This window comes from Desulfomarina sp., from assembly GCF_054039375.1.
Map to the genome: position 1 here is coordinate 1 of NZ_JBPLBA010000071.1, position 15,801 is coordinate 15,801.

Below are 15,801 nucleotides of genomic sequence, written 5' to 3' on the forward strand. Positions count from 1 at the left end.
GCCTGCCCCCCGCCCGTTCATTCATGGCCTGCTCAACACCGGGCAGCACTGCATCAAGAAGGGCCTGTCCTTTTACCGCATCATTAACCATAATCAGGCCGTAGGATATGGGGTTGAGAGTGGGCAGGGAAATTATCAGGGTGAGCCCGTTGCCAGTGATGGATTTCAGGATGTTTTTTTTCGTCAGAACTGATCCATTGGAAACCACGGAAACTTCGGGGGGCGGGATGGAGGGAGCCTGCCAGCTTCGTATCATCTCTCCAAACAGTGTCATCCGGTCATTGAATTCCGGGTGGAGGGTTGGTTCACCGTCGCCGGCATTGGCGAGATAACGGATGTGAATTCCCTGCTGCACTGCTTCCTCGATACGGTCGATAAGTTTCCGGGTGACCGAGAGAGGCTGGAATTCCCTGGGACCTGAATAATCAGGTTTCTTTATGCCGCATAGTCTGCAGTGATAATTGCAGATACCGTGGACAAGACTGTTGTTTATGGAAAGTGGACGCTGGCTGTTCATGGAGAACAGTATTCCACATTGTGTCACAAAATGCGAAGAAAATCCTGACAAATTCTGCCGAACCGCCTGCACGGGCTGTACGGTTGGTCCGGCAGAGGAAAAAGGTTCTCAGCCAAGAGATTTGAATGCTTTGGTGCTGGCGCCGCAGATGGGGCATTTCCAGTCTTCGGGAAGATCCTGAAACCGGGTGCCTTTGGGGATTTTTCCTTTTCTGTCACCTTTATCCGGATTGTAGATATATCCACAATTTACTGTCTGGCACTGGTACATCTCTTTTGGTTCAGCCATTTTCTGCTCCTCTGAAAATAATGATTATGTGAAAAACTCATTTTAATACATGAGAATTATTCCTATATACTAAAAAATTGAAGAAATAACAGTAAATTTTTCTTGATTACTCATGAAACTCAGTCTGGTTGGGTTTAATGAGTAATCCTGAATCCGTCAGCGTCCAATGGTGAGCGCGGATTATTTAGTGATTAATCTGTCGGGCAGTGTAATTCCCTGTTCACGGTAGAAGCGTGCGGCACCGGGATGGAGGGGAAAGGGTAATCCCTTCACCGCCTTTCTGATATCCATGTCCATTGTTGCCGGATGAATATTGCTGAGAAATTTCAGGTTTTTATAGATGATTTTTACAATCCGGTAAACCGCGTCATCATCTACATCAGATCTCACAGCCAGGAAATTCGGCTGGGAAATGGTGCGGATTTCATAATCCTGGCCGGGATAAGTATTTGCCGGGATAATGTAGTGGCTCCACAGGTTGTACCCCCTGTTGACTGCCCTCAGCTGCTCGTCGGTGAAGTTGAGGATGGTGACATCCTTTCCCAGGGCGGCGAAGGCTCTGGTGATGGCACCTACGGGGAGACCGGCCGGGATATTCATCCCCTGGATTGTCCCGTTCTGCAGGCTTTCTGCGCTTTCTCCATACCCGAGGTTGACCAGGACAAAATCATGCTCCGGTTGAAAGCCCAGGCGGCGGAGAATATGCCGGCCTGACCCTTCCGTGCCAGAATTTTTTCTGCCGATTGAGAACCGTTTTCCTTTCAGCATGTTCAGATCTGCTGCCGTCCCAGTCCGGACAAGATCGGATTGAATGGCGAAATGCTCCACATTCTGCCAGAGCATGGTGATGGAGCGCAGGTGTTTCTGGGGACCGATTGCCCGCAATTCTCCACTGCCGTTCCATGCCCAGGCTCCGTACAGTCCCTGGAGAATGGCAAACTGGGCCTCGTTTTCCCGCAGGAGCTTGAGATTCTCTCCGGAGCCGGCAGAACTGATGGCGGAAAGGGAAATTTTATACTTTGGCTCAAGTTTGACCTTGGTCAGGGTCGCCAGGGCAATACCGACCGGGTAATACGTTCCGCCCGTGGTGGCCGTGGTCAGAATATAGTCGCGGTTTTTTCGGAGTGGAGGGAGTGGTTCTGCCGGGGACGGGGTTGAAGCCGAAAGAGAAAAGAGAAACAGGAGCAGAAATATTGTCGTGAAAGGATAAAAATATCTGTTTTTCATGGTGAATTTTATTTGTCCGGATTCAGGTAGTCTTTTCTGGCAAGGCCATGGTTCTGCATTTTCTGGTTCAATGTTCGGCGGGGCAGGGCCAGTTCTTCCAGCACGGCCGAGATATTCCCCCGATGTCTGCGCAGGGCCTGATCAATGACACATTTTTCAAAATTTGCCGCCTGTTCCGCCAGGGAGGTATCTGTTGTGCCGATGCCTGTCCCTGTATGCTGAAGAATATGGGCTATCCGCTCTTCCGGGGGCAGGGAGGAGAGGATGTACCGTTCGGCAATATTTTTCAGCTCCCTGACGTTTCCCGGCCATGGATAGGCCATCAGCATGGCGATGGCGTTACCGGTGAGCTGGGGCAGTTCTCTGTTGTATTTTTCCGAGCTTCGCAGGAGAAAATAGTCAAAGAGCAGCAGAATGTCCCCCGGTCGTTTTCGCAGGGGTGGAATATTGATTTCAGCGACGTTAAGGCGATAATAAAGATCTTCCCGGAACCGGCCTTCAGAACATGCCTTGCGCGGGTCGCAGTTTGTGGCGCTGATAATGCGGATATCTATGGGGATGGGGGTGTTGGCGCCCAGTCGTTCAATTTCTCTTTCCTGGAGAACACGCAGAACCTTGACCTGGAGGTTCAATGGCATGGAGTTGACTTCATCAAGAAAAAGAGTGCCCCCGTCGGCATGCTCAAATTTGCCGATGCGTCTGGCCGTGGCCCCGGTGAACGCACCGGCTTCATGGCCGAACAGCTCGCTTTCAAAGAGTGTTTCCGGGATTGCGCCACAGTTGATCGCAACGAATCTGCCATTTCTTCTGTCACTGACTTCATGGAGACAGCGGGCCACAACCTCCTTGCCGCAGCCGGTTTCTCCAATGAGAAAGACACTGGCGTCGGTGGGGCCCAGGTCCCGGATTTCCTGGTGGAGAAATTGAATGGCATCACTTGTGCCCAGCAGCCTGTTTTCAATTTTATCCGAGTTTTCCAGGTACTGTCTGAGCTTTCGATTCTCAAGGATCAGTTTTCTTTTTTCTCCGGCCCGCCGGACCGTTTCCAGCAGCATCTCCGGTTCAAACGGCTTTTCGATAAAATCATACGCCCCGTCACGCATGGCGGAAACGGCCATGGGAATATCTCCATGGGCAGTTACCAGGACAATGGGGATCTCCCGGTCCAGCTCCAGGGTCTTCTGCATCAGTTCCATGCCGTCCATGTCCGGCATGCGGATGTCGGTGACAAGGACACCATCAAAATCCATGTCAAGGACTTCCAGGACCTTCCTGGCCGAGGAAAAAGTTTCTACCCGGTAGTCCGCGAGGGTCAGCCACTGGGAGACGGCAACACGCATGCTCTCTTCATCATCAACGATATAAACACTTCCTTTGCCTGTCATATGTTTTCCTGTGATCTTTACTGTTTTTCCGGATTCGAGACGGGTTCAGGTTTCGGCCCGGGGGAGACGAATGGTGAAACACGCACCGCCCTCCGCAACATTTTCGGCAGAAATTGAACCTCCCATGTCCTGTATAATTCCATAGGTGATGGAGAGGCCGAGTCCCAGGCCGTCGCCGATGTCCTTGGTCGTGAAAAACGGTTCAAAAAGTGAATCCATTGCCTCTCCCGCAATCCCTGTACCGCTGTCGGTGACGGTAAGAATAACGGTGTCGTCTGCAATGAACAGTCTTACACGCATCACCTTTTGTGTGGATTTCCGCATGGCGTGAAGGCTGTTGCTCAAGAGATTGTTCATCACCTGTTCAAGGTGCAGACTGTCTCCGCGCACCAGTGCCTGGCCTTTTTTAATGAGTTCAGTGTCTACCGTAACATGTCCCGCTTCAATCAGGGGAGCGGAAAAAAGGAGTACCTTGTCAACGATCTTTGCCAGATCAACAACGTGATGGCCGCTTTTGCTTTTTCTCGCGAAGATTTTCAGCTGGCCGGTAATACAGGCCATTCGTTCCGTCAACCCGGTTATGAAGTCCAGATTTTCCCGAACCTGTTCTAGCTGGTTGCGTTCAGACAAGATCCTGCAGCTTGCCGCGAAGGTACGAATGGCGGTGACCGGCTGGTTCAGTTCATGGGCAACAGCCGCAGACATTCGGCCCAGTGCAGCCAGTTTTCCTGCCTGGATCAGTTCCTTCTGGGTTTTCCTGAGATTGTCTTCCGTCTCTTTATGCTCCTCAATCTCCCGCAGGAGCCGTTCGTTTATTTCTTCGATAATCCGGCTTTTCCTGGCCTCTTCCCTGGAGCGCAATTTAAGACGGCGTTCCCGGAAAAAAAGAAAGGTCAGGAGGATAAACCCGGTAATCACGGCGGTTACGGTTCGGGCGAGCTGGACATCGTTTTTGACTCCCCGGAGATCCGTAAGGTAATGGATGCGCCAGCCGTATTCAGGCAGTTGCAGGGACTGTTCCAGATACTGTTTGCCTTCCAGGAGAAGGATATTCCCGCCTTTGGTGCTCTGTCTTTCCATTTTCAGGGTGACAAGCGGGAATCCCTGGTACTGGATTTCGCGCAGCCGTCCGGCAGTGTGGGGCGGAAGAGGTCTGAGGGATTTATATTTCCAGTCCGGGTTGCTGCTGAGAAAGAGAATGCCGTAGGCATCGCTTACAATTACAGCCTCACCGCTTTTTTTCCAGATCTGCTGAATGGTTTCAAGGTTGACCTTGACCACAACCACGCCGAGGAAAATTCCCTCTTCCAGAACGGGATAGGAAATAAAAAAACCGGGTTTTCCTGTGCGGGAACCGATGGCGTAGTATCCTCCGGAAAGCCCTTTCGCGGCAGCCTTGAAATAGGGCCGGTAGCTGAAATTGAAGCCACTGAGATCGTGGTCTGTTCTCCAGTTACTGGTTGCCACCGTTGTTCCACCCCTGTCCAGAATGAAAATCATGGTGGATGATACGGCGGCAAAATCTTCCAGGTGGGGATTGATTCGTATCGCGTCAAATTCCAGGTTCAGCAGACCATGGATCCGTCTGTCTCTTGCAAGGACATAGGGAAGATGACGAAACTGCTCCAGGTTTGCCCTCAGAGACTGGGCATAGAGATTGATCCGGGAGGATCCGGTTTCCCTGATTCGGGACATACTGCGGTCTTTGGTGAAAACACCCACCTGCAGGAGCAGCAGGCCGACAGCAGCCAGGGTTGCGGCAATGATAAAAACCGTCTGTCTTGACTTTTTTGAGGGCGAATTCTTGCTTTTCACCTGGACCTGTGACGGCTTCGAGACTGTTTTTCTGTTAACATATTGGAATACTGATTTTCACCTAAATAATTTAGGTTTTATCAGTTCTTTTTGATTTCCTTATCCGTGGCGGTTTCGAAGAACACAGCGGACAAGATCGGAAAATGTTTTTCAGGCTGGCAGTTTATTGACAAAAAGGAGGGAAGGTCAAGGAAAAAATAATTGTTTTGTTTTTTCCCGGTAACCTGATAATAATAGGATCATTATTCGTCGAGATAGGGAATAGTTACTGTAGAACCGGAGTCCCCGGCTTGACTGTTCCCGACTTTTTCTGGCATACTTGGAGGGAGAGAGGATTTCTGCGGGCGATATATTTGTTTTTTGTAATTACTCACAGGTACTCCAGCTTTTCACGGTCTCTTTTTCCTGTATCGGCAGGCTATGGCGTGTACATGCACCTGTGAGCAATTACGTTTATATATGTGTATGTGGTGCTTGCGAGCAGTTACGTATTTTATGATTGTCTGTTGAATGAAGTAACAGGTTTTCTGGGAGGTAATTTCTTTTGGGTGATGAAGAGAAAAAGAGGCGGATCCTTATCATGGATGATGAGGAGATGGTGGGTGAAATCGCTATTCATCTGTTTAAATATATTGGTTATGACGCTGTCCATGTGAAGGATGGAGAGGAAGCTGTCAGGAAATATGTTGAACAGCAGAACCAGGGAGAAGGGTTTGATTTCGTGATCATGGATCTTTCGATTCCTGGAGGAATGGGTGGCAAGGAAGCCGTTGGTGAAATCCTTGCCATTGACCGGCACGCGAAGGTACTGGTTTCCAGTGGTTACTCGACTGATCCTGTCATGATGAACTTTGATGAATATGGCTTTGTCGGTGCTGTTCCCAAACCTTTTGATCTGATGACAATCCGAAAAACCTTTGAATCTCTGTCACAATAATAATTTCTGATTAGCCATGAAACTCAGCCGGATTGGGGATATGTCTGCTTTATCAGGTTGAGTTTTGCACGCACATAGATTATTTTTTCATCAGGTCGAAAAAACAGCCTGACACGATGTGTTTTATCACTGCCCTGCGTTGTTTCAGGCGGAACCGATCACCTAATGAAACCAATTTATTTTGCCACCTGTGTTACCTTCTGCTCCCTGTACGCAGCCCAGCCCATTCAACCCGTGTTCCAGGCGGAGTTTCAACTCAGCAGTTTTCAGGCTATTCTTTTTACCACCCTGATGATGGCGCCACTCGGTTTTGCGCCTCTTTTTTACGGCTACCTGCTTGAATCCTGGTCGGCAAAGATGATGGTCAGGTGGGCGCTCACGGTTCTCGGTCTTCTTGAACTGCTTTTTGCCTGTATTGACAGTTATCTGCTTCTTCTGGTTATCCGTTGTGTTCAGGGGCTCATTATTCCAGCAATCCTCACTTCATTAATGAGCTATATTTCCTATTCGTCCACTGTGGAAAAGGTTCAACACGCTATCGCGACCTATATCGCCGCCACGATTGCCGGGGGATTCCTGGGTCGTTTTCTTTCGGCTTTTTTCACCGATCTTTTCGGCTGGAGGTTTTTCTTTTTCCTGCTGGGCCTGCTTCTGTTGCTGACCGCCTGTTTTCTTGGCGGGATGACCAGGGATGTGAAGATGAAATACGCACGACCGGAATTTTCAGAAATAGTCGGCCTGCTCCGGACCGGACATTTTCTCTGGTTATACCTGGCAATTTTCTGCCTCTTTTTTGTCTTCGCCGCCCTGATGAATTTTATGCCCTTTCAACTGAAACAGATGAGCCCGGCTTCCGGAGAGGCGGGCATTGGTCTGCTTTATCTCGGGTACGCAATGGGCATTGTTGTTTCTTTGAACAGTAAGCCGATAATCCGTCTTTTCAGGAATGAGACCACCGCGATTCGTGCCGGTATTTTCATCTTTTTTCTGGGGACAGTAACCTTCATGGTGGAAGAGTACCTAATCATGTTCCTGGGGATGTTTATTTTCTGCACCGGTCTTTTCATGGCCCATTCTCTTCTCTCGGGCTCTGTCAATAAGCTGGCAGAAGAGAACAAGGCCATTGCCAACGGACTCTATATATCATTTTATTACACGGGGGGAACTCTTGGCTCCGTGCTGCCCGGTGCTGTTTTCGTGCAGTTCGGCTGGCGGATGTTTCTTGTCTCCCTGCTGCTGATGCTCGGCTGTTCCCTCTATTTTATTCACCGCCTGAAAACAGCGTTATCCTGAATTATCGGGGAGTTCTAGCGGTTGTCGAAAACTTCTCTCACCTTGGCAGCAAGATCCCTTATGGTGAACGGTTTCTGGATAAAGGGAGTATTTTTATCAAGGATACCATGGTGGGCGATCACGTTGTCGGTGTATCCCGACATGTAGATAACCTTCAGGCCGGGAAAATCATCCCTCAGCCTGTTGAACAGTTCTTTTCCGTTCATCTCCGGCATGACAACATCAGTCAGCAGCAGATGCAGAGGTCCCTTGTATGCCTTCAGAACGACCAGGGCATCCTGGCCATTTTTTGCCACAAGCACGGAATACCCCTTACGTTTGAGGATGGACAGGGTGAGATTTCTTACCTGTTCGTTGTCTTCAACAAGAAGTATTATTTCTGTTCCGGTGAGATCTCCCGGCCGTTTCTGTTCAGGTCCCTGAAAAGTTTTCTCTTCCCGGCAGAGGGGGAGATATACTTTAAATGTTGTTCCCCTGCCCGGTTCACTGTACACCCAGATATTCCCCTTATGCTGCTTGACAATGCCGTAGACCGTGGCCAGTCCCAGGCCTGTGCCTTCCTCTCCCTTGGTGGAAAAAAACGGTTCAAAAATATGGGAGCATGTCTCACTGTCCATTCCGCACCCGGTATCACTGACCGCGAGCATCACATGGGGGCCGGGGGTGACTCCCTGGTGCAGTCTGGCATATTCCCTGTCCAGAACAGTTGTGCTGATTTCAATGGTGAGTGTCCCGCCGTCAACCATGGCGTCAGCACCATTTACAGCGAGGTTCATAATCATCTGTTCAATCTGACCCAGGTCAGCCATGACAGGGAAATGACCGGGAGCAAAAACAATTTCAATCCTGATGTTTTCCCTGATGGTCCGTCGAATCAGTTTTTCGACACCAAGTACAGCTTCCGCCAGGTTGAGCTGCCTGTACTCAAGGGTCTGTTTTCGACTGAACGCCAGAAGTTGGTGAACGAGATCTTTTGCCCTCATTCCGGCGTTGACGATTTCTTTGACAGAGTCTTGTCGACGTTCGCCCAGGTCTTTTTCTTCAAGCAGTATTTCTCCGTATCCGATTATCGGGGAGAGAAGATTGTTCAGATCATGAGCCACACCCCCGGCGAGCCGGCCGATTGACTCAAGTTTCTGTATCTGATGAAACTGTTCTTCCAGGCGGGCTTTTTCCTTTTCTGACTGTTTCTGTTTCGTGATATCCTGACTCACAGAGATGATGACCTGTTCACTCCTCAGGTTAAGATGCAGGGATTCCGCGGAAAAAAGAGTATCAATAATTGCCCCGGACCTGGTTTTTCTCTGCACCTCAATATTTTTTACCTGGCCGGTTTTCCGTATTTTTTCGACTATTTTTCGACGGTCGTCGGGGTTGACCCAGGTGCCGATTTCCTGGGAGGTTCTGCCGATGACTTCTTCAGGTGAAGAGTATCCCATTGTTTTAAGGAATGTATCGTTTACTTCAATGTATCTGCCGGTTTCAAGAGAACTCAGGACCACCCACACCGGTGCTGCCTGGAAGGTTTTTTCGTATTTTTCCAGTGACAGGTGGAGCAGGCTCTCCGTCTGTTTACGGTCGGTGATATCCAGGGCGGTAAATGTTATTCCTTTCGAGAAATTGTCGCTGTCAATTGGTGTTGAGCTCAAAAGAACATCGATAATTTTCCCGTCTTTTCTCTTCCAGCGGGTTTCCACAGTGCCTGTGCCGTACTTCCTGAGCATCTTATATTTTGTTCTGCCGACATAATCAAAATCTTCTTTGTGGGGATAAAGAATCAACGCGCTTTGGCCGATAAGTTCTTCCCTGGTGTATCCCGTCATAGCGCAGATTTTTTCATTTACCTTCTGAATGATGCGGTCGATGACGACACCGATTCCGGTAGGTGCCGACCTGAATATGCTCTGGAGGTACTGTTCATTTTTAACAAGGGCTTTTCGTATACCGTATTCTTCTGTCACATCCCTGAAGACGAGAACAACCCCGCTTATCTCTTTCTTCATGGTGTATATTGGTGCGGCAGAATCGGAAATCTGGTACCTGGTACCGTCTTTTGCCAGGAGCATGGTATGATTGGCAAGGCCCTCGATTTTCCCTGTCTGCAGTACTTTGAATACAGGGTTGGACGCGTCTTTTCCTGTTCTGGTATTCTTTATCCTGAAGATTTCCGTCAGGGGTTTCCCGGCGGCCTGTGAAAATGCCCATCCTGTCAATCGTTCGGCCACCGGATTCATGCGTGTGATGTTACCCTCGGTGTCGGTAACAATCACGCCGTCACCAATGGAATTGATGGTGGTTCTCAGGTGCTCTTCCTTTTCTTTGAGAGAAACCAGGCTGTTCTGGTGCTGACGTTCCTTTTGCCGCAATGCCGCAGCCATGCAGGCACCAAAAATAATTATTGCTGCCATGAGGAAATACTGCACATATTTGAGAACCAGTATTTTGCCGCTCAATTCTTTTTCAAGAGATGTTTCAATACTGTCGGTATAAGAAAGGAATTTGTCAAACGTGGAATGAAAGGCGATATTCCCGGTCTGAGCAGCAGGCAAAGCAGAATAATTTTGTTTTCTGGCCAGCAGTCTTTTCTTGAAAAAGGTTATTTTCTCGATAAGTTGTTCAAGTTCTTTCAGGGTGGACGTGTTTTTCAGCGAAATAATCTTAAATTTCGGTCCGTATTCATTGTTCAGAATATTGCCGGCATATTTCTCCGCACGTGCCAGGTGATTCCAGACCGCTTCTAAAGTGACAGATCTGTCCCCGCTGACATGCTCCTCGAACTGGAGGTGGGTCATGGCGATTTCGAACTTTATTTTCTGGACTGTGTTGATCAACGGAGTGTAACATTCAGTTACACTCCGCATCATAAATGATGAATAGAGCATAACGAAGACGATTGCTGCAGTGAGCAGTGTTATGCGAAAGCCGGTCGAGTTTTTCGATAACATGGATAACGGTGAGTGTGATAAAGCAGGCATACCCCAATCCGGCAGAGTTTCATGGGTAATCAGAAAATAAAAAATGCTTTTTGTTTTATCTCAATATCTATTAGATCTTCCAGACGAAATTGTTCCTTCTCTTTTTGAGCTCACCTTGAGTGACTATCTATTTTTTATCGTCTGTTGCCGGTTCGTTTGGTACAGCCATGCTGGTTTATGTGGAAGTTGTTACTCCAATAGGTTTTTATAAATAACGAAACTTTCAGGAATGAGATAGTAAATTGTACACCAGAAGATTTGGATTGTGTAGGAAGAAATCACAGAAAATACACAATTAACATGTTGGGAGAAAAAAGGGCTGGAATGAAGGCAAACGTGGGAATCGATAAAGCAGTCTGTACCGGGTGTGGCACCTGTATTACTGTCTGTCCCCACGACGCTCTTGAACTGAAGGGGAAAAACGCTGTTTTTATGGCTGAATCCTGTTTTGGCTGCTGCCATTGCCGGTCTGTCTGTCCTGTTGATGCCGTTCAGGTTTTCATGGCGAACAGCGGAAAAGAGCTTCTCCCCGTATCTCTGATGGGAAACGTAGCTTTTCCCGGCGGATCAGGAGTTGAAACAATGCTGAATCTCATGGCCTCAAGGCGATCCTGTCGCAACTACAGGGAAGATGCTGTTTCCCTGGAGATTCTGGAAAGTCTGGCAGAGATCGGCACAACGGCTCCATCCGGGACAAACAGTCAGGCCTGGGTCTTTCACATCTTCCCTGAAAGAGAAGATGTGTTGTTTCTGGCCGGACTTACCGCCGATTATTACACAAAATTAAACCGTCAGGCGCGTAATCCCATGCTGCGGCAGCTTGTGAAAATGTTTGGTTCGGATGAGCTGGGCAGTTATTATCGTAACTATCATGACTCTGTTGAAGAGGCCCTGCGGGCCTGGAGGGAGGAGGGACGTGACCGGCTCTTTCATGGAGCTGCAGCCGCGATACTTGTAACGGTGGAAGAAAATGCAGGTTGTCCTGTCGAGGACGGCTTGCTCGCAACGCAGAATATTCTTCTGGCTGCCCATGGCATGGGGCTCGGCAGTTGCCTTATTGGGTTTGTGGTTGAAGCCTTGCGAAGAAGCCCTGCCATGTGTCGGGAACTGGGTATCAGAGCAAATGAAAAGATCTGCAGCGTCATTGCCCTGGGCTATCCGGATGTGACGTTTATCAGGTCTGCAGGGCGGCGGAAGGTCGTGAAAAGAATATTTTGTCGGAGGGAACAGGTATGAGCAGTAAAACGGAGGCTGAAAGGCTGAGGGTGGTTCTTTTTTCCTTTGGCTATAAGTATGGTGTTCCACTCGATGTCAATGTTATCCTGGATGTTCGGTTTCTTCCCAATCCCTATTGGGTCGGGGAATTGCGTGCGGGGACCGGCCGTGAAAAGCATGTTGCCGCATATGTCCTTGAAAGCAGTGAAGGTGTGGAATTTCTGCATCACCTGCAACCCATGATAGGTTTTCTGGTTGAACAGTACCGGAAGAGCGGTAAAAAAAACCTGAGAATTGCCTTCGGATGCACAGGGGGGCGGCACCGTTCTGTTGCAATTGCAGAAAGCACAGCCGCCTTTCTGACAGATTTTTCAGTTGAACAGGTGATTTTTCACAGGGACATTGATCGGGACAGGGGATAGTGTAAATGTACTTTACATGTAATTACGATCACATACTGGGGAATTTCTCCCGGTTTTTTAAAACAGGTGGGTAATTTTTACCGGGCAGGAACAACATTCAGCTGTCTGTTTATTTTTCTTTTTAACTCAATATTAATAAAATCAATCTGTTGGATGATCTGTAATCTTCTGGCATGCTGGTTGCTTGTTATAATTGCAATAACGGATTGAAAGCGATGGAGTCCATCAATCAATGAAAAAGCAGTCAGAAAATAACAGGAGAAATAAAATGAAAAAGAAAATTGCAGCAGTTGTAATGGTCACAGGATTGATTATGGTTGGAACTGCAACAGTAAACTGGGCAAAAGGTGGCGGCGGTTACGGCCATCACGGACAGATGATGCAAAGTGGCATGATGTACCAGCAGCTGGACCCGGCTGTCCAGGAAAAGATCAGTAAATTTATGATTGATAATCAGGCGTTGAGGAAGGAGATGATGATGAAGCGAGCCGAAAAACAGGCCATGCTCCGGAGCTCTAACCCCGATGCGGCGGCTGTCGCAAGGATCACCGGCGAAATATTTGACCTGCGCACCACCATGAGAGAAAAGGCTCTTGCCGCTGGGATAGGTCAATACATGGGTCGCTTTGGCATGGGAAGAGGTATGGGGCCTGGAATGATGGGCCAGGGTGGAGCTTACTGCATGGGAGGAGGTCGTTTTCAGTAAGACTGAGTCCCTTTTATCCGGTCTCTCAAGGCACTTCAGGTTGATCCCGCACTAAACAGGGATCAGAATTTACCCCGATGCATTCTGTTCTGTCTGCGCCCTCAAGCAGGATGGAATAGCATTGGGGTTTTTTTATTTGTCCAGCTATTGACCTTCCCCCGAGAATAGGCTAGATGTCACATCACGGTCGATTGAATACTTTCTTGCTACTTATTTTTCCGGGAGGAATGAATTAATGAAAAAGATATCTGCCTTTGTTTCACTGTTCTTTTTCCTGCAGGTTTTCAGTGCAGGGGCTGTAACCATTTCCGTGAACCAGTTTGTGGAACATCCGGCTCTTGATGCCGTTCTCAAGGGGTTTCAGGATTACTTGAAAGAAAAGGGGGTTGATGTTGATTACAAGGTCCACAATGCCCAGGCCAACATGGGAACCGCCACTCAGATTGCCCAGCAGATGATTGGCGAAAAGGCCGATCTGCTGGTGGCTATTGCCACGCCTTCTGCCCAGGCCTGTGTCCAGGCACTGAACAAAGCCCCGAAGGCCATGAAGAGACCATTGCTTTTTACGGCGGTGACCGATCCTGTTGCTGCAGGTCTGGTGAAGGATCTTGATCATCCTCCGGCATTTATAACTGGTGTATCGGATCTGCTTCCTGTGGAGCAGCATATCAGGATGATTCTTGAGTATGCCGGCAATATCAAACGGCTGGGTCTTCTTTATAATGCCGGTGAAGCCAATTCAAAATCGACAATTGCTGCAGTCAGGAAACTGGCGAAAAAACTCGGGTTTGAGACTGTCGAAGCAACCGCATCCAAGACTGCGGATGTCTACCAGGCGGCAAAAAGCCTGGTCGGTCGTGTTGATGCAGTTTTTATTCCCACTGACAACACCATAATTTCCGCTCTTGAATCTGTACTGAAGGTCGGTGTGCAGAACAAACTGCCTATTTTTGCCGCCGATGTGGACTCTGTAAAACGGGGCGCGGTTGCGGCCATGGGATTTGATTATTATAAGCACGGCTACCAGACAGGAGCCGTTGCCGAACGTATTCTGAACGGTGAGAAGGCTGAAAATATTCCTGTGGCTTTCCAGAAAGAACTGCAGTTGCATATTAACGCAGCCTTTTCTGAAAAAATGGGTCTTACTCCACCTGCTGAGTTGTTGAAGAAGGCAGCCAAAGTGTACGATAAATAAAAGGCTTCCTATGACTGTTTATGCGGCCCTGGGTGCAGTCGAGCAGGGACTGGTCTACGGCATTATGGTGATTGGTGTCTATCTCACCTTTCGCATTCTTGATTTTCCCGATCTCACGGTGGATGGCAGTCTCCCTCTCGGGGCGGCCATTTCCGCCGTGGCGATTACCCATGGCATCAATCCCTATCTTTCCCTGTTTTTCGCCCTTTTCGGTGGTTTTTTGGCCGGAATGATCACGGCCGTTTTGAACACCAGGTTTAAAATACTTCATCTTCTGGCATCAATCCTCACCATGATTGCTCTTTACTCCGTCAACATACGGATAATGGGTGGGCCTAACGTCGCTCTTCTCGGGGTTGAGACCGTGTTTGATCCGGTTATCGCTGCCGGTATTCCTTCCCATTTCGCGGGACTGATAGTTTTTGGTTTTTTTGCCCTGATGGTTTTGCTGTTTATCGTCTGGTTTCTCTCCACGGAACTGGGACAGGCCATCCTCGCGGTCGGGGATAATCCGCAGATGATTCGCAGTCTCGGGGTGAATACCCATACGATTATTATCCTCGGAGTCGGGCTCTCAAATGGCCTGGTTGCCCTGAGCGGAGCCCTGGTCGCGCAGAATCAGGGGGCTGCTGACGTGGGAATGGGGATAGGGACCATTGTGGCGGGACTGGCCTCGGTTATTATTGGCGAGACTGTTTTTGGCTGCCGGACTATTGGCCGGGCTTTTACTGCGGCGCTTCTTGGTTCGGTGCTTTACAGGCTTGCCATTGCCCTGGCCCTTGGTCTTGAACTTGGTGGTTTTCGTTTTAATCCAAGTGATTTGAACCTGATAACGGCTGTGCTGGTCATTGGCGCCCTGATTGCGCCCAACCTTAAAAAGAGATTGATAGAGCGGTGATACGACTGGAAGGAATTGTAAAATACTTCCACAAGGGAAGTGTCAATGAAGTCTTTGCCCTGAACAATATCAGCCTGCGGATTGCTGAAGGGGATTTTGTAACAGTCATCGGTTCCAATGGTGCCGGAAAATCGACCCTGCTCAACTGCATCGCCGGAGGTTTTTTCCCGGATGAAGGGACTGTTTCCATCAACGGCCATGATGTTACCGGCTGGCCTGAACATAAACGTGCCCGGCTCATTTCCAGAGTATTTCAGGACCCTCTGCTCGGCACCTGTCCTTCTGCCACTATCGAGCAGAATATGGCCCTGGCGGCCCTGCGAGGGAAAAGACGGGGACTGGCAAAGGGGGTGAAGGCCAGGGACAGGGAGCGGTTCAGAGAAGAGCTGAAGCAGCTGGGGCTGGGGCTTGACGAGAGACTGCTTGATAAGGTCGGCCTGCTTTCCGGGGGCCAGAGGCAGGCGCTGACCATGTTGATGGCCACCATGCTGAGACCTGACGTGCTGCTCCTGGACGAGCATATTGCCGCGCTGGATCCGAAAACCGCTAACCAGATACTTTTATTGACTCAGGAAATCGTCAGCCAGCAGAAATTGACCAGCCTGATGATTACCCACAACATGAAGCATGCCATCAGTTTCGGTAACAGACTGATTATGCTGCACCAGGGAAAGATCCTGCTCGATCTGAAAGGTGAAGAGAAAAAGAATCTTACCGTAAAAGATCTTCTTGCAGAATTCTATAAAACCCAGGGGGAGGAGCTGGCCATGGACTCCCTGCTGCTCACCTGATCCGTTTTTCCGTAATTACTCACAGACTTCTGAGGTAGTCTGTCAACGTTAAAATCATTCGCTGAGAAAATTTATCCACAGTGTTTTAACCATGTTATCAACAGAGTTATCAACACCTAACGTGGGAAAATCGGGCT

General features: G+C 49.0%; 14 protein-coding genes. 8 read left to right on the plus strand and 6 right to left on the minus strand.

Going from position 1 to position 15,801, the window contains the following annotated elements; all coding sequences use genetic code 11:
- The 5 genes from ACXLDX_RS04000 to ACXLDX_RS04020 form a co-directional block, all read right to left on the minus strand.
- Positions 1–517, minus strand: a 517-nt coding sequence (locus ACXLDX_RS04000; protein WP_457575902.1) for a radical SAM protein, incomplete at its 3' end; no start/stop codon positions are given.
- Positions 518–625: 108 nt separating this feature from the next.
- The gene (locus tag ACXLDX_RS04005) at positions 626–805 is read right to left on the minus strand and encodes a rubredoxin (RefSeq protein ID WP_457575903.1); all 180 of its coding nucleotides are present in this window, start codon (positions 803–805) and stop codon (positions 626–628) included.
- A 180-nt stretch (positions 806–985) separates the two neighbouring features.
- Positions 986–2,032, minus strand: a complete 1,047-nt coding sequence (locus ACXLDX_RS04010) for a TAXI family TRAP transporter solute-binding subunit (protein ID WP_457575904.1) — start codon at positions 2,030–2,032, stop codon at positions 986–988.
- Between the two features lie 8 nt (positions 2,033–2,040).
- A complete protein-coding gene (locus tag ACXLDX_RS04015) occupies positions 2,041–3,417 on the minus strand; it encodes a sigma-54-dependent transcriptional regulator (protein WP_457575905.1) in 1,377 nt (458 codons plus the stop codon).
- Between the two features lie 45 nt (positions 3,418–3,462).
- Positions 3,463–5,232: a sensor histidine kinase gene (locus ACXLDX_RS04020; RefSeq protein WP_457575906.1), complete on the minus strand. Its 1,770-nt coding sequence runs from the start codon at positions 5,230–5,232 to the stop codon at positions 3,463–3,465.
- 544 nt (positions 5,233–5,776) lie between these two features.
- On the opposite strand from ACXLDX_RS04020, the gene ACXLDX_RS04025 reads away from it, so the two are divergent.
- Together ACXLDX_RS04025 and ACXLDX_RS04030 are read left to right on the plus strand one after the other, a co-directional pair.
- Complete coding sequence (locus tag ACXLDX_RS04025; RefSeq protein WP_457575907.1) at positions 5,777–6,169, plus strand: response regulator; 393 nt, start codon at positions 5,777–5,779, stop codon at positions 6,167–6,169.
- Between the two features lie 165 nt (positions 6,170–6,334).
- A complete protein-coding gene (locus ACXLDX_RS04030) occupies positions 6,335–7,462 on the plus strand; it encodes an MFS transporter (RefSeq protein WP_457575908.1) in 1,128 nt (375 codons plus the stop codon).
- A gap of 14 nt (positions 7,463–7,476) precedes the next feature.
- Here the strand turns inward: ACXLDX_RS04030 and ACXLDX_RS04035 are convergent, their stop codons facing one another.
- Positions 7,477–10,437 carry a hybrid sensor histidine kinase/response regulator gene (locus ACXLDX_RS04035; RefSeq protein ID WP_457575909.1) on the minus strand — a complete coding sequence of 987 codons (2,961 nt, stop codon included), beginning with the start codon at positions 10,435–10,437 and terminating at the stop codon, positions 7,477–7,479.
- 300 nt (positions 10,438–10,737) lie between these two features.
- On the opposite strand from ACXLDX_RS04035, the gene ACXLDX_RS04040 reads away from it, so the two are divergent.
- The 6 genes from ACXLDX_RS04040 (at position 10,738) to ACXLDX_RS04065 (ending at position 15,664) form a co-directional block, all read left to right on the plus strand.
- On the plus strand, positions 10,738–11,673 hold the full coding sequence (locus tag ACXLDX_RS04040) for a nitroreductase family protein (protein ID WP_457575910.1): 936 nt from the start codon (positions 10,738–10,740) through the stop codon (positions 11,671–11,673).
- On the plus strand, positions 11,670–12,074 hold the full coding sequence (locus ACXLDX_RS04045; RefSeq protein ID WP_457575911.1) for a RapZ C-terminal domain-containing protein: 405 nt from the start codon (positions 11,670–11,672) through the stop codon (positions 12,072–12,074). Before ACXLDX_RS04040 ends, ACXLDX_RS04045 begins: the two co-directional genes overlap by 4 nt.
- Before the next feature lie 268 nt (positions 12,075–12,342).
- Positions 12,343–12,780 carry a periplasmic heavy metal sensor gene (locus ACXLDX_RS04050; RefSeq protein WP_457575912.1) on the plus strand — a complete coding sequence of 146 codons (438 nt, stop codon included), beginning with the start codon at positions 12,343–12,345 and terminating at the stop codon, positions 12,778–12,780.
- Positions 12,781–13,015: 235 nt separating this feature from the next.
- On the plus strand, positions 13,016–13,975 hold the full coding sequence (locus tag ACXLDX_RS04055; RefSeq protein WP_457575913.1) for an ABC transporter substrate-binding protein: 960 nt from the start codon (positions 13,016–13,018) through the stop codon (positions 13,973–13,975).
- Between the two features lie 10 nt (positions 13,976–13,985).
- The gene (locus ACXLDX_RS04060) at positions 13,986–14,873 is read left to right on the plus strand and encodes an ABC transporter permease (RefSeq protein ID WP_457575914.1); all 888 of its coding nucleotides are present in this window, start codon (positions 13,986–13,988) and stop codon (positions 14,871–14,873) included.
- Positions 14,870–15,664, plus strand: coding sequence for an ABC transporter ATP-binding protein (locus ACXLDX_RS04065; RefSeq protein WP_457575915.1), 795 nt, complete (start codon positions 14,870–14,872; stop codon positions 15,662–15,664). The genes ACXLDX_RS04060 and ACXLDX_RS04065 overlap by 4 nt, the downstream gene beginning before the upstream one ends.
- Positions 15,665–15,801: the final 137 nt, after the last annotated feature.